Below are 25,596 nucleotides of genomic sequence, written 5' to 3' on the forward strand. Positions count from 1 at the left end.
GTGGTATTTCAGTGTTAAATTATACGGACTACCGACAACTTTATAGTCATGAAAGTGCACTTTTTAGTGAGAAGAGAGATGGCATCGTCTATACACCAGACTGGTTGGCAAAAGAGATGCTTTATCATCTCTTAGATGAAAGGCTGTTTGCTGATCATCCTTCTCATAAATACAGGGCACTGTTTGCTGATTGTTTCAAACAGGTGGCAGGTGAAAAACCTTCTACCTTTTTTAATTGGCTACTTGAAGCCTTAAGGTCATTAAAAATATTAGATTTATCCTGTGGTTCAGGTGTATTGTTATTGACTTATTTAGATTTTTATAAAAAAGTGATTGAACAAAGTGATGCAAGAGACAATGAAAAATCACTTTTAGAAGAAGCAATAAGTGATCGTATTTATGGTGTAGATATTAATCGAAAAGCCATTGATATCTTTGAAGAAACGTTACGTGTATTTTGCTTAAGTCATTCACTTGAGCCAAAGACTTTCAATCTATGGACTACAAACAGCTTAACGACACACTTGTTTGAAACGGCTTCTTTTGATTTAATCATCGGCAATCCGCCCTATATTGGAGAAAAGTATCACACTGATATTTTTGCTGAGGTTAAAGCAACTGAATTTGGCAGTAAGTATTATGAAGGCAAAATGGATTACTTCTATTTTTTCATCTATAAAGGCTATGAATTACTCAAACCAAATGGGGTTTTAACTTATGTGTCGAGCAATTATTTTTTAACAGCAGATGGTGCTGTGAAGTTAAGGCAGTTTATACATGATTCCTTTTTTATTCACAGATTTATCGATTATGGCGATGAACGCATTTTTCCTGAAAAAAAACTTCATGGCTGCACATATTGTTTGTCGAAAAGTAAAACGAAGTTAATAGATTTTTATCAAATGAATTTTGAATGTGTGAAATCTTTTGAAGCAGAAGCAGTATTTAAATCAAATGGTTCTATAAGGTTTGTTTTGTCTGATGCATCCAATCATAGGCTTCAAAGGCTAGAGCAGTTGAAAATCGATCGATTAGGCGTTCTATATAGTGTGAACCAGGGGATTGTATCTGGTGCAGATAAGGTCTATGTCCTTGATCACGATAAGGTTAATCTACTTCCACCGACTTTACAGGATAAAACCGTTCGCTTCTATAAAAATAGCGATATCGGTCATTTTAAAATTAATACTGAAACAAATCGCCGTTTAATTTACTTTACAGAAGAGCTTGATGAAGATGCTATTCAGTATTTTGAACCTTTTAATGAAGTATTAGTCAAAAGACGAGAAGTGAAAAAAGGAATCCGAAAATGGTATCAGTTAACTTGGCCAAGAAATAAGTCATTATTTGAAATGCCTAAAATTGTTGCACCACAAAGAGCATCAAGTAATCGATTTGCCTATGTTGAAAATCCATTTTACGCTTCAGCTGATGTCTATTATATTTCTATGAGAGAAAATTCTCCTTATTCTTTAAAGGTGCTTTCATTAATTTTAAATTCAAGTCTTTATAAAGAATGGCTGTTACAATTGGGAAAACGCAAGGGGAGCCTTTTAGAGCTATATGCAACACCTTTAAAAGCGATGCCAGTTATCAGTATAAGCGATTCAGATATCCATAAACTAGAGATGCTGGCAAGTCAGATAGAAGTTGAAGCTTTTGAAGTTCAAGAAATAATTGAAAAGATTGATTTAATTTTGAGTCGTTATTTATAACCGCGCTTATTGCCATATTATTCCATTTTGATATAATGGAAATATATGGGAGGTTCTATGAAGCGTGGTTTTTTCTTTTTTGTGCTCTGTTTATCACTTGTTTTACTGATGTATCAAAATACACATTATAAGGACATTGTATCTGAAGCTAGATTACAGTATCCATCAAACGATAAAAGAGAATCCATGGAAGTATCTGTTAGTGGAGAGCTTATTGAAGGAAACTGGACGGATGATTCTGTTTTGGTTCGTATTAAATCGATTGGTAATCAAAAGGTCAACTATAAATGGCTGATTTATCCTAAATTTACCGAAATAAGGCAAGGAGTAGATTTGGAAAATGATATCGCTTTTAATGGATCAGTGAATGTTAATACAATTCCATTTACATCTGCAAAAAATCCAATAGTATTTGACTATGACAAATACCTTTATTCAAAGGGGATTAATGGTAAATATACGGTTGAAGTCAATAATGTATATTCGTCTACCCAATGGGGATTTAATGCATTTATTATCCGAGTAAGAAATAAAATGAATCATCAAATCAGTGAACTTTTTTCAACTGAGGAAGCACAATTGGTTAACGCGGTTATCTTTGGAGAGAGAGATCAGCTTGAGAATTATGATGCGTACAAGCGCTTAGGTCTTGCACATCTATTCGCTATTTCTGGTTTACACTTTGGTATTTTGTTTTCTAGTATTTCTTTCATTACAAAAGGCATGCCTAGGGTTGCACGTTTTAGCATTACTTCATTTCTTATGCTCATTTTACTGCTGATTATAGGTGCACCCTATTCAGCTCAAAGGGCTTTTTTCATTATATTATACAAAGAGCTTTCATTTTTATTTAGGCGAAAAACTGATGTGCTTATGAGTATTGCATTTAGTTTACTCAGTATTTTGATTCTTCAGCCATATGCAATTTTATCGACGTCATTGTATCTATCTTACTATGCCTATTTAGCAATAGTGATTATTTATCCGCTACTGCCAGTGCCTAAATTTAAAAACAAGTTAGTTGAAAGCTTAAAATTCAGTATCTCAATTCAACTCATTTTATTGCCAATTAGCATCTATTATTTTAACGCCATCAATTTACTTAGCTTTATTGCAAACTTGATCTATATCCCTTTGATTGGTTTATTTTTACCATTTTCACTGTTGTCAGTACTTTTCGCTAAATTACCTATTTTAAGTTTCATTCTTAAAACGGTAGTTGTAGGGCTCTCAGCACTTATACAATTTATTGTGTCAGTGATTCCGTATATCGAGAGTGATATTCATCTTTACTATTTAAAAGATTTTAGTTTGTTTCTGATTTTGTTATTTGCACTTGTAGTGAGCTTTGTATTTTGGCGATTGCATAAAAATAGAGTGCTATTTTTAACCATCACCTCTTGCGGCCTTATTCTTTGTGCACTGGTGCCAAACAATGCTGGCACACAGGTTATCTTCTATGATGTTGGCCATGGGGATATGGTTTTAATTAAAGACGATGACTTTTCATTATTAATAGATACAGGTGATGGTAGAAATGATCCAGTGAGTTTGCTTCGAGCTAACGGAATAACTCAACTTGATTACTTGGTGTTATCGCATGATCATAACGATCATACAGGTGGATTCGAGTCATTAAGAGATAAGATAGCAATAGATACTATATTCGTTACGGATTCGTTCTTCATGTCACAACAATCAACTGCTAGGGAAGATGGTTCTGATTTAATTGGTTCAAATCTAAATGTATCAGTTTTAAATCAAAGCTTGGTATTAGAACACAATCGTATTCGTTTGACGCTGGTTCCTATCTCGGGAAAGGCGTATTTAGAAGATCCTAATGAAGAAGCGATTATCACGAAACTTGAAGTTCAAGATGAGGTCATCTATTTCTTAGCAGATATCTATGACGACATGATTGATTCAGTAGAAGGGATAGAGACGGCAACCATTGTAAAAACAGCACATCATGGTTCGAAGACTTCAATCAGTAATCAATTGTATAACTGTGCATCTTTAAAACTTGCGATATCATCGTGTAATTATAAGTACACAATGCCTTCAAAAGTACTTGAGAGCACCTTAGAAGTCAATCAAACTTCACATATGACGACCTATACTTATGGTCAAATACAATTAAAATTCAGTCACAATGATTTTTCAATAGAGACTTATCTTAATTAATTCTACTTAGTGTATTTATTTATTGGTTCATTCTTGTTATGATAGATTTTGGAGGTAATCTATGGATTTCATGACGTACTTTAAGACGATAAAAAGTGGTGAGCTTGATCGAATTACATTGATAACAGGTGATGAGGTTTATCTTATCGATAACCTGATAAAATATATTGGTGAAACATTCTTAATGCCCTCGTATTTGGACTTTAATTATTCGGTCTACGATCAGGTAACAGATATGGATACCATTGTGGGAACAGCTAATACGTTACCTTTTTTTGATGATAAAAGAATTGTATTATTTCAAAATAGTGGCGTTTTAAAGAGCGTGAAAGAGGAACAAGAGGAAAAACTTCTCTCTCTATTGAAAAGTATCCCTGAACACTTATACATTATCTTTGCAGAATCAGATATTGATAAAAGGAAAAAGACTTACAAATTTCTTTCTAAAAACAGTCAAATCGTGAATGTTGATAAACTATCTAGACAAGAACTCGTCAAATGGATTGCGAAAAGGTTTAAAACATATGACAAAGACATCTCTTTGCACATTGTTAATTATTTGATAGAGATGATTAACTATTTAGAAGAGTCAAGTGGTAAGAATTTATACGACGTAGATAATACCATAAAAATGCTTTGTGGTTTGGATTCAGAAATCACTGAACAAGTGATTAATCAATATATAGAAGTACCAATCGAGCAAAATATTTTTAAAATGATGGACGCCATAAGCACTAAAGAAATTACAACAGCGATTCAGATTTTAAATCAGCTGGTTAATAATGGTGAAGCTGAAATTAAAATATTCTTCTTGATCAATCAGCAGTTTAGAAACATTCTTAAGACAAAGCTTTTATTATCGGAAGGGCATAGCAGTTCGACGATTGCTTCAAAACTAGAAATTCATCCTTTTGTTGCGAAAAAAGCAGGGCAATTTGCTTCTCAGTTTACAGTCAAACAACTGACAAGTATTATTTCTATGCTTGAGGACGTCGATACGTCTATGAAGTCTAGTGGCACTGCACCAATGCTGTTAATAGAAAAGGCGATATTTGATATCGCCTTAGTGAAGTAACCCGTTTGTAAGAAATATAGTTTAAAATAAAATTCATATATCAAAAAAAGAAGAAAGCGTACTTAACTTGTACGCTTTTTTAATATTTGATCAAATATTAAATTGACACGGTCTCTTAAATTCGGGGAATCTCAAATTAAGTCAAATTAAACGACTATTCAGCCGCAGCGTTTAATCTTTTTCTTAATCTAGAGATTTTTCTAGCAGCTGCATTTTTATGGAAAAGACCATTTGCAGCGTTTTGAGCCATCTTTTTCTCAAAGAAATTAAATTTCTCTGTAGCTAAAGCGATGTCACCAGCTTCTAATGCTTCAGTAAATCTTCTTTCAGCAGTTTTGATTGCAGATTTTCTAGATTTATTTACAGCAGTTTTTTTGTTGATAACGCTAATTCTTTTCTTAGCTGATTTTATATTTGCCATTCTTTCACCTCCCCAGAATTTTTCAACAGACTTATTTTATCACTTCAAGCGGTTCTATGCAAGTTTTTTATTTGGCTTGATAGAATTATTTGAGTGTCGTCAGTGACTATGGTATAATTTATAAGCTAGTCAACCGTTTATAACTTCGAAAGAAGAGACTATAAATCTAGCTTCATAGTATAAGGAGGCATATTAAATGTCAAGTGAAAGACAAAAGTATATTAGAAATTTCTCCATTATCGCACATATCGATCATGGTAAATCGACATTGGCGGATAGATTGATTGAAAAAACAGGACTTTTAACACAACGTGAAATGAAGGATCAAATCCTTGATAGCATGGATCTTGAAAGAGAACGTGGCATCACAATAAAGTTAAACAGCACACGTCTGGTTTACAAAGCAAAGGATGGTCATGAGTACCTTTTAAATCTCATCGACACCCCAGGACACGTGGATTTTACGTATGAGGTATCAAGATCATTAGCAGCATGTGAAGGGGCAATCTTAGTTGTTGATGCGACACAAGGCGTTGAGGCACAAACATTGGCGAATGTGCACTTAGCAGATGAACAAGGCTTAACCATAGTTCCTGTTCTTAACAAAATAGATTTACCGAGTTCAAGACCAGAAGAAGTTATTCAAGAAATTGAAGATGTTATCGGCATCATCGCTGAAGATGCACCTCGCGTTTCAGCAAAAGAAGGCTTAAATATCGAAGATGTACTTGAAAAAATCATCACTGATATTCCAGCACCAGAGGGAGACGAAGAAGCACCATTAAAGGCGCTCATCTTTGACTCATACTATGATAGCTATAAAGGTGCGGTTGCATATGTCCGTATCGTAGAAGGCTCTGTTAAAAAGGGTGACAAAATCCTAATGATGGCAACTGGTAAAAAGTTTGAAGTTGTTGAAGTGGGTATCAGTGTTCCAGGCCCATATCCTGTAGATGTTCTTAAAGCAGGAGATGTAGGCTATATTACCGCAAGTATTAAAAATGTTAAAGACTGTCGTGTCGGAGATACGATTACTTTTAGCGATCGAAAAACTGAAACGGCATTACCTGGCTATAAAAAGGCAACGCCTATGGTTTACTGTGGTATATATCCTGCTGAAGGCCAAAGCTACGACGAAATTAGGGATGCACTTGAAAAGCTACAGTTAAATGATGCGGCACTCTCATTCGAACCTGAGACCTCTGTTGCACTTGGTTTTGGTTTTAGATGCGGTTTCTTAGGGCTTTTACACCTTGAGATCATTGAACAGAGAATTGATCGTGAGTTTGATTTGGATATTATTGCGACGGCGCCAAGTGTTATTTATCGCGTAACAAAGACGGATGGTGAAGTTTTAATGATTCAAAACCCTACCAATTTACCTGCTGTCACTGAGATTAAAACGATGGAAGAGCCAATTGTAAAAGCAAATATCATTGTACCAAATGAGTATGTTGGTAATATCATGGAGCTTTGTCAAAACAGACGTGGAGAAATGATCCATATGGATTATCTAGATCCAAAAAGAGTTGTGCTTCATTATGAGTTACCACTCAATGAAGTTATTTACGATTTCTTCGATGCATTAAAATCAAAAACACGTGGTTACGGCTCACTTGATTACGAGTTCTTAGAATATCGTGAATCAGATCTTGTTAAACTAGATGTTTTATTAAATAAAGAGATGATCGATGCCTTCTGTATGATCGTTCATAGATCGAAGGCTGAATCTAGAGGTCGAGTAATCTGTGAGAGACTTAAGGAAGTCATTCCAAGACAAATGTTCTTAATTCCAATTCAAGCAGCAGTCGGTAATAAGGTCATTGCAAGAGAGACCATCAGTGCACTTAGAAAAGACGTTCTCGCAAAATGCTACGGTGGTGATATTTCCCGTAAGAAAAAACTACTAGAAAAGCAAAAAGAGGGTAAAAAGAAAATGAGACAGCTGGGTAATGTTGAAGTACCACAGCAAGCATTCTTGTCTGTTCTCAAATTCGAAGAAAATTAGAAAGCATTATTTTTTCACGCGCTATTGGAGCAATCTTCGGATTGCTCTTTTTATCCCTATCAATTAAGGAGGGCATATGAAAGAAAGATTAGGTATTTACATCCATATTCCATTTTGTGCAAGCAAATGTGCCTACTGTGACTTTGTATCCCATCGAGTCGCTGAATTTGAAATTAACAATGGTATTGAAGCGTATTTCACCGCTTTATCAAATGAGATTGAGTTTTATAAAGAAGAGATTCAAAAATATGAAATTGGTTCTGTCTATTTTGGTGGTGGTACACCTAGTATCGTCGATGGTATCTATATCAGTCGGGTTTTAAAGCAATTAAGAAATGTTACTACTTTTACAACTGATGTTGAAATTACACTTGAAGTAAACCCTGGTACATTAACTGAGGAAAAACTCAATTATTATACGGCATCAGGCATTAACCGCATTTCTATGGGCCTTCAGACGACCAATGATGTTTTACTGAAGCAAATTGGTAGAATTCATTCAACCAACGACTTTCTTACATCATATGAAGCAATTAAACGATCTGGCATTGATAATATCAGCTTAGATCTAATGTTTGGTCTTCCTGACCAATCCATTGAGGACATAAAAAAGGCAGTTGAACTGGTTAAAACGCTTTCTCCTAAGCATGTCTCTGCTTACTCTTTGAAATTAGAAGAGGGGACACCTTTATATGAAAAATATGTTAATGGAAAAGTTGAACTTCCTGATGATGAAGTTGAAAGAGAGATGTATCATACTTTAGAAAGTGAGCTTGCAAGCATAGGTTTAATGCAATACGAAATCAGCAATTTCTCAGTACCAGGATATGAATCCAAGCACAACCTAACCTATTGGAAAAACAAACCTTATTTAGGACTGGGACTTTCATCGCATTCAAAAGTTGGACATAAAAGATTTGCAAATTCGTCGGTAATGTCGAGTTATATAGAGCAGTGGCAAGTCATGCAGCCCAAATATACCGAAGAGTCCCTTTTAGATGAGAAAGAAGAGCTTTTCGAAACCATTATTCTCGGTTTAAGGCTAAATGAGGGCATATCATTTGAAAAAATTAATGAGGCCTACAATATTGATTTTAAAGATCGGTATGCAGTTGCTTTGCATGAGCTTAAAGGATATGAGTTGGTATCCGAAACAGAGACGCACTTATCCTTAACAGCTAAAGGAAGAGATCTTTCAAATCTCGTATTTTTGAAGTTTATGGACTAGTTGACCTTATTTAAAGGTTATATAGATAAAGGTACCATTTCAGCCTGTATTTCAAGGGTTATCTTATACCCATTGAGAATACAGGCTTCTTCATTTGTGAATAGAGTGTAAATAGAGTTTAAAATGAAAAAAAGTCACTTGACAGATAAAAGGTGCTGCTGTAAAGTAAATATAGAATTAGCACTCGGTAATATTGAGTGCTAACAAAAGGCAGGTGAGTCAATGTTATCTGATAGACAGTTAAAAATACTTGAAGCCATTATAAGTGACTTTATTGATACGGCACAGCCTGTGGGCTCAAGAACAATTTCTAAGAAATACCCTCTCGGTATAAGTTCTGCAACGATTAGAAATGAAATGGCAGACCTAGAGGAGCTCGGTTATCTATTGCAGCCACATACTTCTGCAGGTAGAATTCCTTCAGATTTAGGTTATCGATTGTATGTTGATTATCTCGTTAGGGAAAACAGCATTTCGATAAGAGAAAAGGAAGTAATACAATCTCTATTGCTCAATAGAATTATTGAGGCAAGTGATATCGCGAAACAAGCGGTTAAATTACTTTCTGAGTTTACTAAATTAGTTGCAATTGTTTCGATTCCTAAATTTAATAAATGTAAATTAGCGAATCTTAAGCTTGTAAAGGTTTCTGATTCAAAGGTTCTATTGATTTTAGTTACAGATACAGGGATTGTAAAGAACATTCAGTTGGCTTTAACCAATACAGAGCAGTACATTCTAGATCGAATTTCAGATACTATGGTCGATCACTTAAGTGGTGAAACCATCGAAAATATCGATGTAAGAGCTATTTCTAAGATCAAAGAAAAATTAGCCGCTTTTGGTGGTATCGTTGATTACTTGATACCGATTTTGAGAGATGCACTTAAGGGATTAAATGGTACTGAGCTTTATGTAGATGGCGTTTCCCATTTATTATCCACCTATGAATTTTCAGATACAGAAAAAGCAAAATCAATATTTGAGTATTTAAAAAATGAAAGCCAATTGGTTGAGCTTTTAGATGAATTACCTGAAAATAAGCTTTCGATTAAAATTGGGAATGAAATTGGGATTGATGCACTTGACGACTGTAGTATCGTCGCATCTTCTTATCACGTTGATGGTAATAATGCCGGCAAGATACTTATCCTAGGACCTAAACGTATGGATTACGGTTCAGTGGTATCAACGGTTAATTATATTAGTAACACTTTGTCAGATGTTTTTTCAGGAATATACTTATAAGACTAGTTGGAGGAACTTATGGCAGGCAAGAAAATGAGTAAAAAAAAGGTAGATGATGAAATGAGCAAAAAGAAAAGTCATGAAGAAGAGGTCGTAAAAGACGAGGCTGCTGAAGCAACTCCAGAGGTTACAGAAGAAACAGGAGTGGATGAGCTAGCAAAATTGCAGGAAGAAATAGGACAATTAAACGATAAGTATTTAAGATTAAATGCTGAGTTTCAGAACTATCGTAAACGTGTTGAAAAAGAAAAAAGTGATATCTTTAAATTTGGAACAGAAAAACTCATGATTGAGATGCTTCCTATTATGGATAACTTTGAAAGAGCACTTCAAGCAAGTGCAGCTGAAAACATGGATAGTAAGGTTTTAGATGGCATCATCATGATAAAAAAATCACTTGATGAATTCTTTGACAGAAATGGTGTTAAAAAAATTGAAGCGTTGGGAATGCCTTTTGATCCAATTAAGCATCACGCAGTTATGACGGTTGAAGCTGAAGATGGTAAAGAAGACCATGTAACAGAGGTTTTCCAAGATGGGTATGAACTTAACGATAAAGTGATTCGACCAAGTATGGTTAAGGTATCACATTAATTTAAAAAATAAGGAGGATAAAATATATGGCTAAAATAATTGGTATCGACTTAGGTACAACAAACTCATGTGTATCAGTATTAGAAGGTGGAGAGGCAGTTGTAATCCCTAATGCAGAAGGTAATAGAACAACGCCATCTGTAGTTGCATTTACAAAAAATGGCGAAAGATTAGTTGGTGAAACTGCTAAAAGACAAGCAATCACAAACCCAGATCGTACCATCATCTCTATCAAAAGAGAAATGGGTACGGACCACAAAGTAAAAATCGATGACAAAACATATACACCACAAGAAATTTCAGCGATGATTCTTCAAAAATTAAAAGCAGATGCTGAAAGCTACCTTGGTGAAACTGTAACTGAAGCAGTAATCACTGTTCCTGCTTACTTTACAGATGCTCAAAGACAAGCTACAAAAGATGCTGGTAAAATTGCTGGTCTTGAAGTAAAAAGAATTATCAATGAGCCAACAGCGGCTTCATTATCATACGGTCTTGATAAAACGGATAAACAACACAAAATCATGGTATTTGACTTAGGTGGTGGTACATTCGACGTATCTATCCTTGAAATCGGTGATGGCGTGTTTGAAGTATTAGCAACAAATGGTAACAATCATTTAGGTGGCGATGACTTTGATAAAGTTGTAATGGATCACTTGGCTGAAACTTTCAAAGCAGAACACGGCGTTGATTTAAGACAAGATAAAATGGCACTTCAAAGACTTAAAGAAGCTGCTGAAAAAGCTAAAAAAGAGCTTTCAAGTACACAATCTACTAACATCAACTTACCATTTATCACTGCAACTGCTGAAGGTCCACTTCATATGAATTTAGATCTTACGAGAGCTAAGTTTGAACAATTAACAAAACATTTAGTAGATATGACCATGGAACCATCTAAAAAAGCGTTAAAAGATGCAGGTTTAAATCCTAGTGATATCGAGCAAGTTATCTTAGTAGGTGGTTCAACTAGAATCCCAGCAGTACAAGAAGCTGTAAAACGTTTCACTAGCAAAGACCCACATAAAGGTGTTAATCCTGATGAGTGTGTTGCACTTGGTGCGGCAATTCAAGGTGGTGTATTATCTGGTGATGTTAAAGACGTATTATTATTAGACGTTACGCCATTATCACTTGGTATCGAAACTTTAGGTGGCGTATTCACTAAGTTAATCGAAAGAAATACAACAATTCCTACTAAAAAATCTCAAGTGTTCTCTACAGCAGCTGATAATCAAACAGCAGTTGACATCCACGTATTACAAGGTGAACGTCAAATGGCGAATGATAACATCGCATTAGGTAGATTCCAATTAGATGGTATTCCACCTGCAAGAAGAGGATTACCACAAATCGAAGTAACATTTGACATCGATGCTAATGGTATCGTAAATGTAAGTGCGAAAGATTTAGGAACTGGTAAAACACAACACATTACAATCACTGCTTCAACTAACTTATCTGACTCAGATATCGAAGCAAAAGTAAAAGAAGCTGAGCTTCATGCTGAAGAAGATAAAAAACGTAAAGAGTTAATTGAAGAGAGAAATAAAGCTGACAACATGATCTATGAGATCGAAAAATCTTTGGATGAAATTGGCGATAAAGCATCAGATTCTGAAAAAGAAGATGTAAAAGCAAAAATTGAAGCATTAAAAGTAACCATGGCAACAGATGATGTTGAAGCAATTAAAAAAGATTTTGAAGCATTAACTAATGCATTCCAACCAATTGCTCAAAAGTTATACGCTCAAGAACAAGCAGGTGCACAACAAACGACTCAAGATGATGGTCAAGATAATGTTGACGAAGCAGACTACGAAGTGGTAGACTAAATTTCAGGACATGACAGTAATAAGGGCATCTAACGATGCCCTTCATCAATAGAAAGGCGGTTTGAGGTGTGAGCAACAAGAGCGATTATTATGAACTACTGGGAGTGGAACGAAATGCTGATGAAGCTCAGTTAAAAAGCGCTTATCGAAAACTCGCGATGAAATATCATCCAGATAGAAATCCTGATGATAAGGAAGCTGAAGCAAAATTTAAAGAAATCAACGAAGCGTATGAAGTCTTAAGTGATGCTGAAAAACGTCGACTTTATGATCAATTTGGTCATGCAGGTGTCAACCAAAATGGTGGTGCTGGTGCAGGATTTGGCGGATTTGAGGGCTTTGGTGGATTTGAGGATATTATCAACGAGATGTTCGGTGGTGGCTTTGGTTTCGGTTCTTCCTCGAGAGGTCGCAACAGTGCAAGAAAAGGTAAAGACATACGAGTAGACTTAACACTTGAGTTTGAAGAAGCTGCATTCGGTAAGAAGCAAACGATAGAATACCTAAGAACTGAAGAATGTGACGTGTGTCACGGTGCCGGAAATGAACCAGGTACAGATACACATAAATGTAGTGCTTGTAATGGTACGGGAGAGATTAGATATTCACAAAGATCTCTTTTTGGTGAGTCTATAAGCGTGAAACAATGCCCTACTTGTAAGGGGAAAGGTGAAACGTTTGATCAAGCCTGTCATCAATGTAAGGGGCATGGCATCATTAAGAAAAGATACACTAAAGAAATCGATATTCCAGCTGGTGTTTTTCATGGTGCACAAATGCAACTTAGAGGTGAAGGCGATCTAGGACAAAACGGTGGTCCAAGAGGCGATGTAATGATTGTTTTAAGGGTAAAACCACACAAATTCTTTACAAGAGATGGCAATGATATTTATTATGATCTTTGGATAACCTACCCTCAAGCGGTACTCGGTGCAGAAGTATTGGTTCCAACACTTGATGGTAAAGCTAAGTTTACTATCCCTGAAGGAACGCCTTCTGGAAAACAGTTCAAGTTAAAGGGAAAAGGCATTCCTGTCCTCAATGGCTATGGTAGAGGCGATCAATTCGTTAAAATTAATGTTGAGATTCCGACTAAGCTGACTAAAAAGCAAAAGGAAGCATTGATGCAATTTGATTCAGAACTATCTGGAATTAAAGCTTCTACTACAGAAACTGAAGAAAATCCAAAGCCAAACTCTAAAGGAAAAAAAGGAAACGATAAAAATTTTTTCGATAAGCTAAAAGACAATTTTAGCTAAGATAAGTTAAATCTACACAATCCTGCTATGCACTTGTTTGAAGTGATGGCAGGATTTTTTCACGATAGACGATAGAGTTGAATTATGATATATTATTTAGGATATCTTAGTATTTAAATAGGGTTTATTTTGAACATAAATAAGGAGTTAAGTATGAGCTGGTATGAAATTAATGTTAAAACCTCTGAAGCTGCCATAGATGCAGTTACAAACTTATTATATGGTTATGGTGCTACAGGCGTTATGATTAATAATCCTAATGATGAGGATTTTACGAATCAGGAAATGGGAAAATGGGATTATTATGATCCGCAGAATTTAGAACTTGATTTTGACGGTGTGTTAATTACTGGCTACTTTGATGATTGCAATATCGAAGAAGTGGCAAGTAATTTAAAAGAGAGCATAGAAAATTTGCTTGAATTTGATATCCCAATTGGCCTTAATGAAGTTAGTCATAAAGCAATATATGCTTCTGACTGGGAAAATGAGTGGAAGAAGTACTTTAAACCTTTTAGACTTGGGAATCGAATCGTTATTAAACCTTCATGGGAAACTTTTGAAACCAAAGAGGATGACCTTGTGATTGAAATTGATCCAGGTAATGCTTTTGGTTCTGGTACACATGAAACCACATCCATGTGCATAGAAATGATTGAGAAGTATATGAGACCTTCAGATACGGTTATAGACGTAGGATGTGGTAGTGGGATACTTGCTATAGCAGCTGGCAAATTGGGTGCAAAGGAAATTATTGCGGTAGATATAGATGAAAACGCGGTTAATACTGCTCGTGAGAATTTAAGATTGAACGGCCTATCAGAACGCTCTGATGTAAGACATGGTGATTTGATTAAAGTTGTACCTGAGAAAGCAGAGTTAGTTGTAGCAAATATCATTGCGGACATCATCGTTAGACTTTCAGATGATGTTGAAAGTATCATGAAGCCAGATGCGTTGTTTGTTAGTTCAGGATTAATACTGGATAAAGTGGATTGGGTTATTGAAGAACTTAAGAAAAGACAGTTTGAAATTGTCGAAGTCATGAAAAAAGGTGAGTGGGCTGTTGTTGTCTCTCGAAAGGTTAAAGGATAGGGTATGCATCGTTTTTTTCTAGAATCTGAAGATGTCATTTCTGAGAATCAGGTCGTTCTCAATCACACTGAAAGCGTGACGCACTTAACGAAAGTTTTAAGAGTTAAAATCGGCGAGATGATTGAGCTCGTTTCAGATACCGAGCTTATAATTGGTAAGGTCAATGTGATAGAGTCAAATTCTGTCGTTCTAATCATTGACAGCAAACAACCATTGGGCACTGAATCAAATATTCAAGTCGACCTTTTTCAATGTTTGCCAAAAGGATCAAAGCTAGAATTGATCTTGCAAAAGAATGTTGAGTTGGGCATTCACGATTTTTATTTGGTGCAGTCAAAGAGATGTATTGTCGATTATAAGCCCAAAGATGTTCCTAAAAAACTAGAACGATTGGAACGCGTTATCAAAGAGGCTGCTAAACAATCAAAAAGAGAGAGAATTCCAGGTCTCAATGGAATTCTTAAAATAAACGAACTGGAGGCAATTGTGGCTGATTATGATGCCTTCTTTATTCTTTATGAAAAAGAAAAAATTGCATCATTAAAGCAGCATATGCAAGCCTTTAAAGGTAACAAAATAGCTATTCTTGTTGGTCCTGAAGGTGGATTTGAAACCTCTGAGGTTGAGAAAATTGTAACTGCCGGAGCTAAATCAGTTACGCTTGGCAGTCGAATTTTACGTACAGAAACCGCTGGATTTGTTGCGACGACATGCATCCAATATGAAATCGGCGAGTTAGATTAAGGAGTATTTAATGAATAAAGTTGCATTTGTCACACTTGGTTGTAAAACAAACCAATATGAAACAGATGCCTTAATGGATCTTTTTTATAAAAACAGATATGAAGTTGTCGATTTTGATGACTTTTCAGATGTATATGTGATCAATACTTGCACAGTTACTAGCATTAGCGATAAAAAGTCAAGACAGATGATAAGACGTGCCAAAAAGAGCAATCCAAATGGCATCGTGGTTGTGGTTGGCTGTTATGCACAAATTTCACCGGATGAAGTTAGTGCGATAGAGGATGTTGATATTGTAGTCGGAACGGATGCGAGAACATCTATCCTTAACTATATCTCAGACTATATCAGCGGAAACACACCAAAACCTTACGTTATCGTAGAAGATATTTCAAAAATTAAGGTATTTGAAGAAATGACCGTCTCTAATATAACCACACATACAAGAGCGTTTGTTAAAATTCAAGAAGGCTGTAATCAATTCTGCACTTACTGTATTATTCCTTATGCACGAGGTAGAGTGAGAAGTCGGGAATTATCACATGTAGTAGATGAAATCAAGCAATTAACGACAAAAGGTTATGTGGAATTTGTACTAACAGGCATTCATATAGGGTCATATGGTTTAGACCTTGATCAAGTTGAATTAATTGATTTGATTGAGTCTATCCATGCTATTGAAGGCGTTAAACGGATTCGTTTAGGTTCTATTGAACCTAGATTGATTTCTGATTCATTTGTATCGCGTCTTTCTTCACTTCCGAAAGTCTGTGATCATTTCCATCTTTCTCTTCAAAGTGGTTCCAATACAGTCTTGAAGAGAATGAATCGCAAATATACTGCGGAAGAATTCTACGAATCTGTTAAAAGACTCAAATCCATTTACGAAGCACCTTCATTAACAACGGATATTATCGTTGGTTTTCCAGGTGAAACAGAGGAAGAGTTTCTTGAGACGATGGCTTTTGTTGAAAAAGTTGGCTTTAGTGAAATTCATGTATTTCAGTTTTCTAAGCGTGAAGGCACACCTGCTGCAGAGATGAAAGATCAAATAGACGGCAAAGTTAAGAAATCCAGAAGTGAACAGTTAATAACAAAGGCGAATCAATTAACACAAATCTATCAAGAACAATTTATCAATCAGGAACTTGAGGTTTTGGTTGAAGATGAGAAGGATGGCTTTTCGCAAGGCCATAGTACAAATTACCTGAATGTGTTGATTAAAGACAAAGTTAAATCTGGCACATTATTAAAAGTTATCGTTACTGAAATCTCTGAAAATAAGTTAATGGCTACAATAGAGCTTTAATTTTTATTTGTAAGAATATTTACTTTATTTGGTTATTTCCACTTAATTTCGAGTGAAAAGTTTGATATAATAGTTGAGTATTATGATTGCATGAAAGGAGGTGTTAAAAGATGGATTGTATATTTTGTAAGATTATAAACGGAGACATTCCCTCGACGAAAGTCTATGAGGACTCGCAGGTTTACGCATTTAAAGACATCAATCCCGAAGCGCCTGTTCATGTATTGATAGTACCTAAACAACACATTGAATCGGTTGCTCATCTAGATGACACTCATAAAGATTTAATAGGGCACATACATTTAGTTGCCAAGCAATTAGCAGAGGAAGCTGGCATTGATCAAAGTGGTTACCGTTTACTTACAAATATCGGTAAGGAAGGTGGTCAGTCAGTATTCCATTTGCATTATCATATGCTTGGAGGACGTCAACTAAAATGGCCACCAGGCTAAAAAATAGTAAGTTTAATATTGCTTTTTAGCCGTACCTAGTATATAATAACAAGGTATGTTCTAGGTACATTCCTCTGTACTTAAAGAATCTAATAACGGAGGGAGGGAATGTGAATGTCTGGCATCAAAGTTGGAGAAAATGAAAGTATTGATAGTGCTTTAAAGAGATTTAAAAGAGAAACATCTAAAGCTGGCGTAATGGCTGAGATTAAGAAAAGAAGACATTACGAGAAGCCTAGCGTAAAGCGTAAAAAGAAATCTGAAGCAGCTAGAAAGAAAAAGAAAAAGCAGTTTTAGTGAAGAGGTGAAAAGATGTCACTAAAAGAGTTGCTCATGGATGATTTGAAAGTAGCGATGAGAGACAAGGAAACTGTTAAGAAGTCTGTAATCACGATGCTTCGTGCTGCTGTAAAGCAAGTAGAAGTAGACGAGAGAAGAGACCTTGATGATGAAGCTGTTATTGAGATCATTACAAAACAAATCAAACAGAAGAACAATGCCATCGTTGAATTCAAAAATGGCGATCGTCAAGATTTGGTTGAATTGACGGAAAAAGAAATCGAATTTCTTATGAAATATATGCCTGAACAACTTTCAGTTGAAGAAGTTCAAAAAATTGTTGACGATGCAATCGCAACAGTTGGCGCAACATCTATGAAAGATATGGGTAAAGTAATGGGAATCGTTTCGAATGCTACTAAAGGCAAAGCAGACGGCAAGCTAGTTGCTGATCTCGTTAAAAAAGGTCTTTCGTAGAGTTTAACCTAAAGTTAAATGGCACACCATACGGTGTGTCATTAATTTTTTTTGACATAATTATAACTTGGATTAAGTGCTTTAATGATTAAATTATGTTAAAATAAATGTAACTTTCCCCAATTGGAGGATCTATGACAGCTAGTACAGTAAAAAAAGTCGTTTTAAATGATTTCAGTGCATTTCATCTTTTATTTGGTAATCTAGATGAAAATATTTTGTTACTTGAAAAAGCATATCGCGTTAATATCACTTCAAGAGATGGTGAGATTAGTATAAAGGGCGAGCCAGATCAAATTCAAAAGGTAGAAGAAGTTATCTCAATATTAATTAAAAACATTCAATCAGGTGAAGTCGTTGATAAACAGCGCGTCAACTATGTCATCCAATCAGTAAATCATGGTGTTGGAAATCAACTCGAGGATTTAAGCAAATCTTTCATCTGTGTGACAACACGCGGAAAGTACATTAAACCTAAAACTATTGGTCAAAATAACTATATTAAAGCCATTCAAGGTAAAGATGTGGTATTTGGTATTGGACCAGCCGGAACTGGTAAAACTTTTCTCGCTGTAGCGATGGCCATTCGTGCATTTAAAAATAATGAAGTATCGCGAATCATCATCACGCGTCCTGCTGTTGAAGCTGGAGAAAACTTAGGTTTCTTGCCGGGTGATCTACAAATGAAAGTTGATCCATACTTAAGACCCTTATATGACGCTATGTTTGATATTCTTGGTGTGGATACGTTTAACTCTTTTAGGGAACGTGGACTCATAGAGATTGCACCTCTTGCTTATATGCGGGGAAGAACCCTTGATAATGCTTTTATCATCCTTGATGAAGCGCAAAATACGACGCGAGAGCAAATGAAGATGTTTCTAACGCGATTTGGTTATAATTCAAAAGTTGTGGTCAATGGTGATACAACGCAGATTGATTTACCAAATGGCAGAAAATCTGGATTGATACATGCAATAGAAGTCTTAAGAAGTGTAGAAGAAATCGGTTTTGTTTACTTTAATGAAAAAGATGTTGTTAGACACGAACTCGTTAAGAAAATTATACTTAGTTATGATCGATACGAGAAAGAGAATAAGGACGTGAAACATGGCTCAAAGCAGGAATTCAAGCAAGAAATCAAAAAAGACATCCAAAAGGAATCGTAAAAAATTTGGTATTAAAATTCGAAATAAGAATCTTCTAATCAATAATTTAATCATGCTTGCGTCTTTTGTCATTATATTTTTAATGATGAACAACGCCTCTTTTTATGGCATTTACAATTATGTTCCTGGAGATGTGATCAAAGAAGATATCTACTTAAAAAACGATCTGATAGATTATGAAGCTACAAATGCGTTGAAAAACGAAAAAACTTCAGAAGTTGAACCGATTATGTATGTTGATTTTTCTAAACAAGTAGAATCAAAGAAAAATCTCACTGAGTTTTTTTCTCGTCTTCTTGAAATCAAGACAGATTATGGCAACGATATAGAGTTGATGAAAAAAGTTTATGCTGGTATTGAAAGAAGAAATGCATATGGGCTTGATGATGCAGAGCTAATGAGTCTAGTTATTTTATCTAATGAAAAGCTTAGTTTAATTCAAAATTATGCTGTCGATATAACCGTTGAAAATATGTCAAACGGGTTAACTGCATCTGAAATTATATCTGCTGGACAATCTATTGAAAGCTATATTACCTCTCAAACGGATGTTAACGATTTTGAAAAAAGCATTCTTCTAAAACTGATTAGTGGCGCTATTGTTGAGAATAAGTTTATTGATGAAGCTAAGACGCAGGCTAAAGTAGATACTGAGCTAGCTAAAATTGATGATGTAACTTATAACAAAGGAACCTTATATTTGGCAAAGGGCAATACGCTTTCTCAAAGCGACTACGAGTTACTTAAAAGCGGTGGTATTATTTTAGACTCAACACTTGATAGTTTAATTATGAAGCTTGGGCTAGTTGTATTATTAGGTTTGTTATGGTTCATTCTTCATATCTATCTATGGTATTTTGAAATTGATATCATCAAATCCAATAGAAAATATGGCATATTAATGAGCTTATTTTTAACCTTTTTCATTAGTTCAAATTTCTTTTATGAAATATCGCCTTATCTAATTCCATTGCCTGCATTCTCTATACTGGCAAGTATCATGCTTACTCCGACAATCGCATTGTTTTTTGGTTCAGGTTTGCTGATACTCGTTAGCTTGCATTCTGGAATAGATGGATTCACTTTAATTGCTTATCTTTCTACGATTATGATCTCAAGAGCCCTGGTTAAAAACATCAAACAGAGATCACAACTTATAAGCATTGGTCTTTATGTCTCATTGGTCTTAATGATTTTCGTTCTTACTGAATGGTTAATTTTTAAGACTGAATCCACAAACCTTGCGTATGACCTTGCATTTTCAGCCTCAAATGGCGTTTTAAGTGCGATATTAACAATTGGAATTATGCCGTTTTTTGAAAGCTTCTTTGTGGTATTAACACCTTTTAAATTATTAGAGCTTTCTAATCCCAATCGACCATTATTGAAACGGCTGTTAATCGAAGCACCAGGCACCTATCATCACAGTATTCTAGTAGGAAATCTGGCTGAAACAGCAGCACATGATATCGGTGCAAATAGCTTATTGACCAGAGTTGCTGCTTTCTATCACGATGTTGGCAAACTTGAAAGACCGTACTATTTTAAAGAAAACCAGGTTGGTCACGATAATCCTCATGATAAGTTACCACCTCAAGTCAGTGCAAACTTTATTAAAAATCATATGACGGTTGGCGCTGAGTTACTTGAAAAAAATAAATTGCCAAAAGAAATCATAGATGTTGTTAAAGCACATCATGGAACATCACTAATCAAATATTTCTATCATCGTGAGCAAGTCAATAATCCTGATGTTGATGTCACAAAGTTTCTTTATGCTGGCCCTAAACCAGATACAAAAGAGGCAGTTGTACTCATGTTAGCAGATTCGGTTGAAGCTGCTGTAAGAAGTTTAGATGAACCTACTAAGGATTCTATCACAGAACTAATTGACAAGATTTTCAATCAAAAAATTTCAGAAAACCAGTTCTCAAATGCAAATATCACATTTAGAGAGCTTGAGAAAATAAAATCCTCGTTCTTAAAGGTTTTAAGTGGGATTTTCCATGAGCGTATCGCTTATCCTGAAGTAAATCTAGATCAAATCTCTAAATCTGCGTTTGATCAATCTGAAGCAAAGGAGAACTAATATGCAAATTGAGATACTCAACGAAACAGAGATAGAATTATCAGAAGAATTAGAATCCCTAATCGTTAAAGCAAGTGAGAAAGTACTAGTATATGAGGATTTTGATATTGAGGGAGAGGTTAGTGTTCTTTTTGTCAACGATCATAGAATTAAGGAATTAAATAAAGAATACAGAAACAAAGATACAGTTACAGATGTTTTATCTTTTCCTCAATATGATTCAATCATTGAAAATGGTGTGAATGATCCGTTTATTTATTTGGGTGATGTGGTAATTTCATTAGAACAAGCTCAAAGACAAGCCGATGAGTTTGGACATTCTTTGGAAAGAGAAATCGTCTACTTAACAGTGCACAGTATGCTACATCTATTTGGATATGATCATATGACAGAAGAAGATAAAAGTGTAATGCGCGCCAAAGAAAAACAGGTTCTTGGTGCGATGAAAATTTTTAAAGGCACATCACTTGGTGATGTGTTATGAATAAAAAATATATAGCAGCAGCTGGAATCGTTGGTCTTATCGTTTTATCAGTAATCATTGGTATTCTACTAAAAAAGACTTCATCTGATGAAGTCCCAACTACTGAGGCAACAACTGTACTTATTACCACTGAACCTACTGAAAATACAATGGAAACAGAGGAAGTAGAAACAACTGAGGGGATTAAGTACGATAGTCACTATAATCCATATACTGGATTATACTCTGACTCAGAACTGACCGATCGCCGACCAATCGTCGTTATGTTAGATAATCAATATCTTGCTAGACCTCAGGCTGGCTTAGATGAAGCTGATGTTGTATATGAAATCTTAGCAGAAGGGCTTATTACAAGATATATGGCTGTGTTTTACGGTGATCTTCCGGATCATGTAGGTCCAGTGAGAAGCTCTAGACCATATTTTGTTGAAAAAGCTTATGAATATGACCCCTATTATGTGCATGTTGGTGGCTCAATGCAAGCACTATCTGATATTAGAAGATATGCACTTGCTGATATTGATGGCTTAACCAGTGGTGCATTTTGGCGTGAAAACCACAAAACTATTCCTCATAATATGTATACATCGAGTGAATTGCTCATAAAAGATGGTAATCGACTAGGATATAAAACAGCTATAACACCAAATTTTATTAAATTCAACGAGGCATTTAAAGCTCTAAACGGCTCAAATGCGAATGAAATTACATTTGTTTACAAAGACCCTGTTAAAACAGACCCTACAGGTTATTACACTTCGTATATTTATAACGATGAAGAAAAGGTATATTACCGATATACTAATGGTACTCCCCATAAGGACGAGGATTCGAAAACTCAATTAACTTGTACTAATATTTTAGTTCAATATGCGAAAACCGATGTCATAGACAATGAGGGTAGACTTGATATTGATTTAATCACATCTGGAACGGGTAAGTACTACACAGGTGGCAAGTTTATCGAAGTAACTTGGTCTAAGAAAAGTGCGGATGCATTAACTGAGTTCTTTGACCTAGATGGCCAACCGATTCAACTCAATCCTGGAAAAACTTGGATTCAAGTAATGAAGATTGGCAGGGAAGAAATAATTAAATAGCGAGGTATAATATGACATATCATGAATTAGTTGAAAAAGCTTATGAAGCAATGCAGTTTTCTTATTCACCATACTCAAATTTTAAAGTTGGTGCTGCATTACTCACCACTTCTGGAAAAGTTTATACCGGATGCAATGTTGAGATCGCATCTTTTGGCGCAACGAATTGTGCAGAAAGAACAGCAATTTTCAAAGCAATATCTGAAGGTGATCATGATTATTCGGCGATAGCTATTGTTTCATCTAGCAGAGATTTTACTTATCCATGTGGCATCTGCAGACAAGTTATCGTTGAGTTTGCTAAAGATATTGACATCATCGTCGCTAAAGACTATGATTATGAAGTCTATAAAATAGACGAATTATTACCAAAATCATTTACTCAAATTGATCTAAAGTAGGGGCAAATTAGAAAGTAATTAAAGAAACGGAGGCGCTATGCAGTTTAAATCTGGTTTTGTGACCATTATAGGTAGACCGAATGTAGGAAAATCAACTTTGTTAAATCAGATCGTCGGTGAGAAAATTGCCATAATGTCGAGTAAACCACAAACGACTCGTCATAAGATATCAGGCTTTTATAATGATGAGGACAGCCAGATAATTTTCGTAGATACGCCTGGTATACACAGACCCAAAAACAAACTTGGCGACTATATGGTAAACAGCGCGAAAAGTGCAGTAAAAGATGTAGACGTCGTAATTTTAATGGTGGATCATTCATTAAAAATGGGACCTGGAGATGAATATTTAATTGATTTTATAAAGGAAGCTAAGGTTAAAGTCATATTAGCCATTAATAAAGTTGATCTAATCAGCCCAGAAGAGTTTAAGACCATATATGACCGTTATATGACATATGATTTTATAGAAACGGTTATTGGATTATCTGCCATAAACTCAAAAGGTGTAGAAGAACTTCTACAAGCAATAAAAGCAAAATTACCTGTAGGACCCGCTTTTTATCCAACTGACCATCTTACGGATCAAACTGAAAGAACCATTGTATCCGAAATTATTCGCGAGAAGGTTTTACTTTATATCGATGAAGAAATACCTCATGGTGTTGCAGTGGAAGTACAGAGCTTTAAAAAAAGAAACAATAAAGAGCTGTATGACATTGAAGTAGATATTATCTGCGAAAAACAGTCACACAAAGGTATTATCATTGGTAAAGAGGGGAGAAAATTAAAAGGCATTGGCAAAAGTGCTAGACAAGACATCGAGAGATTATTACAATGCTCCGTTAACTTACAGCTATTTGTCAAAGTTCGAGAAGGATGGCGCGACAATCAAAACTTCTTAAAAAGCATCGGTTATAAGGAGTAATTTGTAACGTAACCTAAAGGTAAGTGGCCACACTTACCTTTTTTTATTAAGCAGCAAAGAATTAGATGTAAAATCTGAAGGCTTGATGCCTGAAGATTTTTATTAATTAGGGCAAAAGGAGGTAGCCATGAGCTTATTAATGTTTTATGAGTATCTATCAAAAGTAGAGAGACTTCTCGAAGAAAATAATGAAGTCGAGCTTCATGTCTATCTAGAAGACATGCATGCTGCTGATATTGCTGAGGTTTTAGAAAATCTTGAAGATGATCAGCAAGAAATTGTCTTTGGACTATTATCAACAGAAAAAGCGACCGAAGTTCTTGAGGAGATCAATTCAGAGCAATTTAGTGATATCTTGAAGAATTTGACATATGAAAAAAAGGTCGAACTGTTAGAAAATATGTCCCAAGATGATATCGTTGACAAGTTAAGTGAATTACCTGAAAGTCGTCAACAAGAAATCATTGCATTTCTAGATTATGAAGATGCCGCTGACGTTAAGGAACTTCTCGTGTATGAAGAAGGAACTGCTGGACGTAGCATGACAAAGGATTTTGTTTCTGTAAGAAAAAATTTTTCTGTTTATTATGCTATAGAAACGCTCAGAGCAATTGCACCAGATGCTGAAACCATTTACTATGTCTATGTAACCGATAGCAACGATCGTTTAGTTGGTGTTATTTCGCTTCGTGAATTGATAATATCATCTCCAAACAAACCGATAGAATCTATTATGAATGAGAATTTAATTACAGTCAATGTTCATGATGATCAAGAAGATGTTGCTAAAGTGGTTTCTAAATATGACCTTTTAGCAATACCAGTCGTGGATGATGATAATGTTTTACGAGGCATCATCACTATTGATGACGTTTTGGATATCTTGGAAGAGGAAGCAACAGAGGATATTTTTAAATTCGCTGGTGCTTCTGAAACTGAAATGTACGAAAATGATGACTCATTATTTGAACGTGTAAAAAATTCAGTTTTATCAAGGTTACCGTGGTTAATTATCACTATTTTTGGTGGTCTACTATCAGCAAGTGTTCTTGCAAAGTTTCAGGGAACGATTAGCGCAAATGCAACATTGGCTATGTTTATGCCACTTTTGACTGGTATGGGAGGGAATGTCGGCACACAGTCCTCAACAATCACAGTTAGAAACATTGCAACACATGTCATCGAAGGAACTGGCATATTAAGAACTTTAATACATGAAATATCAGTTGGTCTATTTGTAGGCATCGTCTGTTCAGTTTTAGTTGGATTTGCAGCAATTATAATGAATGCAGAGTTTCATATCGCAATTATCGTAGGCATTTCTATGTGGGCGAATATGACCACAGCTGCAACTATTGGAACGATTGTGCCACTGGTATTTAAAAAAATAGGAATTGATCCAGCGGTTGCTTCAGCTCCTTTTATTACTACCACAATTGACCTAACTGGTCTTACAATTTATTTTTCACTTGCAACGATATTAATGACAAGCTTATAAC

Annotated in this window: 23 protein-coding genes; 22 read left to right on the forward strand and 1 reads right to left on the reverse strand. The window is 35.3% G+C overall.

Translation table 11 applies throughout. The features are described from left to right. Positions 1–11: 11 nt before the first annotated feature. From AC4PID_RS17140 to holA, 3 genes are all read left to right on the forward strand, one after another. A complete protein-coding gene (locus AC4PID_RS17140) occupies positions 12–1,715 on the forward strand; it encodes an Eco57I restriction-modification methylase domain-containing protein (protein ID WP_492133209.1) in 1,704 nt (567 codons plus the stop codon). A gap of 57 nt (positions 1,716–1,772) precedes the next feature. Further along, positions 1,773–3,899 (forward strand): ComEC/Rec2 family competence protein, encoded by a 2,127-nt coding sequence (locus AC4PID_RS17145; RefSeq protein ID WP_492133210.1) that lies wholly within the window; start codon positions 1,773–1,775, stop codon positions 3,897–3,899. A 61-nt stretch (positions 3,900–3,960) separates the two neighbouring features. Further along, positions 3,961–4,974 carry a DNA polymerase III subunit delta gene (gene holA / locus AC4PID_RS17150; RefSeq protein ID WP_492133211.1) on the forward strand — a complete coding sequence of 338 codons (1,014 nt, stop codon included), beginning with the start codon at positions 3,961–3,963 and terminating at the stop codon, positions 4,972–4,974. Between the two features lie 154 nt (positions 4,975–5,128). Here holA and rpsT read toward each other — a convergent pair whose 3' ends face one another. After that, positions 5,129–5,395 carry a 30S ribosomal protein S20 gene (rpsT, locus tag AC4PID_RS17155; protein WP_492133212.1) on the reverse strand — a complete coding sequence of 89 codons (267 nt, stop codon included), beginning with the start codon at positions 5,393–5,395 and terminating at the stop codon, positions 5,129–5,131. A 196-nt stretch (positions 5,396–5,591) separates the two neighbouring features. Here rpsT and lepA point away from each other — a divergent pair, with 196 nt between their 5' ends. The 19 genes from lepA (at position 5,592) to mgtE (ending at position 25,595) form a co-directional block, all read left to right on the forward strand. Further along, positions 5,592–7,403 (forward strand): translation elongation factor 4, encoded by a 1,812-nt coding sequence (gene lepA, locus AC4PID_RS17160; RefSeq protein ID WP_492133213.1) that lies wholly within the window; start codon positions 5,592–5,594, stop codon positions 7,401–7,403. A gap of 76 nt (positions 7,404–7,479) precedes the next feature. Beyond that, positions 7,480–8,631 carry a radical SAM family heme chaperone HemW gene (gene hemW, locus AC4PID_RS17165; RefSeq protein WP_492133214.1) on the forward strand — a complete coding sequence of 384 codons (1,152 nt, stop codon included), beginning with the start codon at positions 7,480–7,482 and terminating at the stop codon, positions 8,629–8,631. Between the two features lie 222 nt (positions 8,632–8,853). Further along, positions 8,854–9,879, forward strand: a complete 1,026-nt coding sequence (gene hrcA, locus AC4PID_RS17170) for a heat-inducible transcriptional repressor HrcA (RefSeq protein ID WP_492133215.1) — start codon at positions 8,854–8,856, stop codon at positions 9,877–9,879. 18 nt (positions 9,880–9,897) lie between these two features. After that, the gene (gene grpE / locus AC4PID_RS17175; RefSeq protein WP_492133216.1) at positions 9,898–10,473 is read left to right on the forward strand and encodes a nucleotide exchange factor GrpE; all 576 of its coding nucleotides are present in this window, start codon (positions 9,898–9,900) and stop codon (positions 10,471–10,473) included. A 26-nt stretch (positions 10,474–10,499) separates the two neighbouring features. Continuing rightward, entirely contained in the window at positions 10,500–12,311 is a 1,812-nt protein-coding gene (gene dnaK / locus AC4PID_RS17180) for a molecular chaperone DnaK (protein ID WP_492133217.1), read from the forward strand. Between the two features lie 68 nt (positions 12,312–12,379). Further along, complete coding sequence (gene dnaJ, locus AC4PID_RS17185) at positions 12,380–13,570, forward strand: molecular chaperone DnaJ (RefSeq protein ID WP_492133218.1); 1,191 nt, start codon at positions 12,380–12,382, stop codon at positions 13,568–13,570. A 153-nt stretch (positions 13,571–13,723) separates the two neighbouring features. Beyond that, positions 13,724–14,665, forward strand: a complete 942-nt coding sequence (gene prmA, locus AC4PID_RS17190; RefSeq protein WP_492133219.1) for a 50S ribosomal protein L11 methyltransferase — start codon at positions 13,724–13,726, stop codon at positions 14,663–14,665. A 3-nt stretch (positions 14,666–14,668) separates the two neighbouring features. Beyond that, positions 14,669–15,409, forward strand: a complete 741-nt coding sequence (locus AC4PID_RS17195; protein ID WP_492133220.1) for an RsmE family RNA methyltransferase — start codon at positions 14,669–14,671, stop codon at positions 15,407–15,409. Between the two features lie 10 nt (positions 15,410–15,419). Further along, on the forward strand, positions 15,420–16,718 hold the full coding sequence (gene mtaB / locus AC4PID_RS17200; RefSeq protein ID WP_492133221.1) for a tRNA (N(6)-L-threonylcarbamoyladenosine(37)-C(2))-methylthiotransferase MtaB: 1,299 nt from the start codon (positions 15,420–15,422) through the stop codon (positions 16,716–16,718). 110 nt (positions 16,719–16,828) lie between these two features. After that, entirely contained in the window at positions 16,829–17,170 is a 342-nt protein-coding gene (locus AC4PID_RS17205) for a histidine triad nucleotide-binding protein (protein ID WP_492133222.1), read from the forward strand. Between the two features lie 114 nt (positions 17,171–17,284). After that, on the forward strand, positions 17,285–17,467 hold the full coding sequence (gene rpsU, locus AC4PID_RS17210) for a 30S ribosomal protein S21 (protein ID WP_204661319.1): 183 nt from the start codon (positions 17,285–17,287) through the stop codon (positions 17,465–17,467). Between the two features lie 15 nt (positions 17,468–17,482). Next, positions 17,483–17,926, forward strand: a complete 444-nt coding sequence (locus tag AC4PID_RS17215) for a GatB/YqeY domain-containing protein (protein ID WP_492133223.1) — start codon at positions 17,483–17,485, stop codon at positions 17,924–17,926. 134 nt (positions 17,927–18,060) lie between these two features. Continuing rightward, entirely contained in the window at positions 18,061–19,095 is a 1,035-nt protein-coding gene (locus tag AC4PID_RS17220; protein WP_492133224.1) for a PhoH family protein, read from the forward strand. Then, positions 19,037–21,184, forward strand: a complete 2,148-nt coding sequence (locus AC4PID_RS17225) for an HD family phosphohydrolase (RefSeq protein ID WP_492133225.1) — start codon at positions 19,037–19,039, stop codon at positions 21,182–21,184. The genes AC4PID_RS17220 and AC4PID_RS17225 overlap by 59 nt, the downstream gene beginning before the upstream one ends. A gap of 1 nt (position 21,185) precedes the next feature. Then, entirely contained in the window at positions 21,186–21,668 is a 483-nt protein-coding gene (gene ybeY, locus AC4PID_RS17230; protein WP_492133226.1) for an rRNA maturation RNase YbeY, read from the forward strand. Continuing rightward, positions 21,665–22,768: a DUF3048 domain-containing protein gene (locus AC4PID_RS17235; protein WP_492133227.1), complete on the forward strand. Its 1,104-nt coding sequence runs from the start codon at positions 21,665–21,667 to the stop codon at positions 22,766–22,768. Before ybeY ends, AC4PID_RS17235 begins: the two co-directional genes overlap by 4 nt. 11 nt (positions 22,769–22,779) lie before the next feature. Next, positions 22,780–23,169, forward strand: a complete 390-nt coding sequence (locus AC4PID_RS17240) for a cytidine deaminase (protein WP_492133228.1) — start codon at positions 22,780–22,782, stop codon at positions 23,167–23,169. A 37-nt stretch (positions 23,170–23,206) separates the two neighbouring features. Then, complete coding sequence (gene era, locus AC4PID_RS17245; RefSeq protein ID WP_492133229.1) at positions 23,207–24,097, forward strand: GTPase Era; 891 nt, start codon at positions 23,207–23,209, stop codon at positions 24,095–24,097. Positions 24,098–24,224: 127 nt separating this feature from the next. Next, positions 24,225–25,595: a magnesium transporter gene (mgtE, locus tag AC4PID_RS17250; protein WP_492133230.1), complete on the forward strand. Its 1,371-nt coding sequence runs from the start codon at positions 24,225–24,227 to the stop codon at positions 25,593–25,595. Position 25,596: the final 1 nt, after the last annotated feature.

The sequence above is a fragment of the Fusibacter sp. QWL-12 genome (assembly GCF_058683495.1).

What these genes read in the sequence shown, in the direction of transcription:
- AC4PID_RS17145 (WP_492133210.1), top strand. Translation starts at nt 1,773, where the DNA reads ATGAAGCGTGGTTTTTTCTTTTTTGTGCTCTGTTTATCACTTGTTTTA.
- holA (WP_492133211.1), top strand. Translation starts at nt 3,961, where the DNA reads ATGGATTTCATGACGTACTTTAAGACGATAAAAAGTGGTGAGCTTGAT.
- rpsT (WP_492133212.1), bottom strand. Translation starts at nt 5,395, where the DNA reads ATGGCAAATATAAAATCAGCTAAGAAAAGAATTAGCGTTATCAACAAA.
- lepA (WP_492133213.1), top strand. Translation starts at nt 5,592, where the DNA reads ATGTCAAGTGAAAGACAAAAGTATATTAGAAATTTCTCCATTATCGCA.
- hemW (WP_492133214.1), top strand. Translation starts at nt 7,480, where the DNA reads ATGAAAGAAAGATTAGGTATTTACATCCATATTCCATTTTGTGCAAGC.
- hrcA (WP_492133215.1), top strand. Translation starts at nt 8,854, where the DNA reads ATGTTATCTGATAGACAGTTAAAAATACTTGAAGCCATTATAAGTGAC.
- grpE (WP_492133216.1), top strand. Translation starts at nt 9,898, where the DNA reads ATGGCAGGCAAGAAAATGAGTAAAAAAAAGGTAGATGATGAAATGAGC.
- dnaK (WP_492133217.1), top strand. Translation starts at nt 10,500, where the DNA reads ATGGCTAAAATAATTGGTATCGACTTAGGTACAACAAACTCATGTGTA.
- prmA (WP_492133219.1), top strand. Translation starts at nt 13,724, where the DNA reads ATGAGCTGGTATGAAATTAATGTTAAAACCTCTGAAGCTGCCATAGAT.
- AC4PID_RS17195 (WP_492133220.1), top strand. Translation starts at nt 14,669, where the DNA reads ATGCATCGTTTTTTTCTAGAATCTGAAGATGTCATTTCTGAGAATCAG.
- mtaB (WP_492133221.1), top strand. Translation starts at nt 15,420, where the DNA reads ATGAATAAAGTTGCATTTGTCACACTTGGTTGTAAAACAAACCAATAT.
- AC4PID_RS17205 (WP_492133222.1), top strand. Translation starts at nt 16,829, where the DNA reads ATGGATTGTATATTTTGTAAGATTATAAACGGAGACATTCCCTCGACG.
- rpsU (WP_204661319.1), top strand. Translation starts at nt 17,285, where the DNA reads ATGTCTGGCATCAAAGTTGGAGAAAATGAAAGTATTGATAGTGCTTTA.
- AC4PID_RS17215 (WP_492133223.1), top strand. Translation starts at nt 17,483, where the DNA reads ATGTCACTAAAAGAGTTGCTCATGGATGATTTGAAAGTAGCGATGAGA.
- AC4PID_RS17220 (WP_492133224.1), top strand. Translation starts at nt 18,061, where the DNA reads ATGACAGCTAGTACAGTAAAAAAAGTCGTTTTAAATGATTTCAGTGCA.
- AC4PID_RS17225 (WP_492133225.1), top strand. Translation starts at nt 19,037, where the DNA reads ATGGCTCAAAGCAGGAATTCAAGCAAGAAATCAAAAAAGACATCCAAA.
- ybeY (WP_492133226.1), top strand. Translation starts at nt 21,186, where the DNA reads ATGCAAATTGAGATACTCAACGAAACAGAGATAGAATTATCAGAAGAA.
- AC4PID_RS17235 (WP_492133227.1), top strand. Translation starts at nt 21,665, where the DNA reads ATGAATAAAAAATATATAGCAGCAGCTGGAATCGTTGGTCTTATCGTT.
- AC4PID_RS17240 (WP_492133228.1), top strand. Translation starts at nt 22,780, where the DNA reads ATGACATATCATGAATTAGTTGAAAAAGCTTATGAAGCAATGCAGTTT.
- era (WP_492133229.1), top strand. Translation starts at nt 23,207, where the DNA reads ATGCAGTTTAAATCTGGTTTTGTGACCATTATAGGTAGACCGAATGTA.
- mgtE (WP_492133230.1), top strand. Translation starts at nt 24,225, where the DNA reads ATGAGCTTATTAATGTTTTATGAGTATCTATCAAAAGTAGAGAGACTT.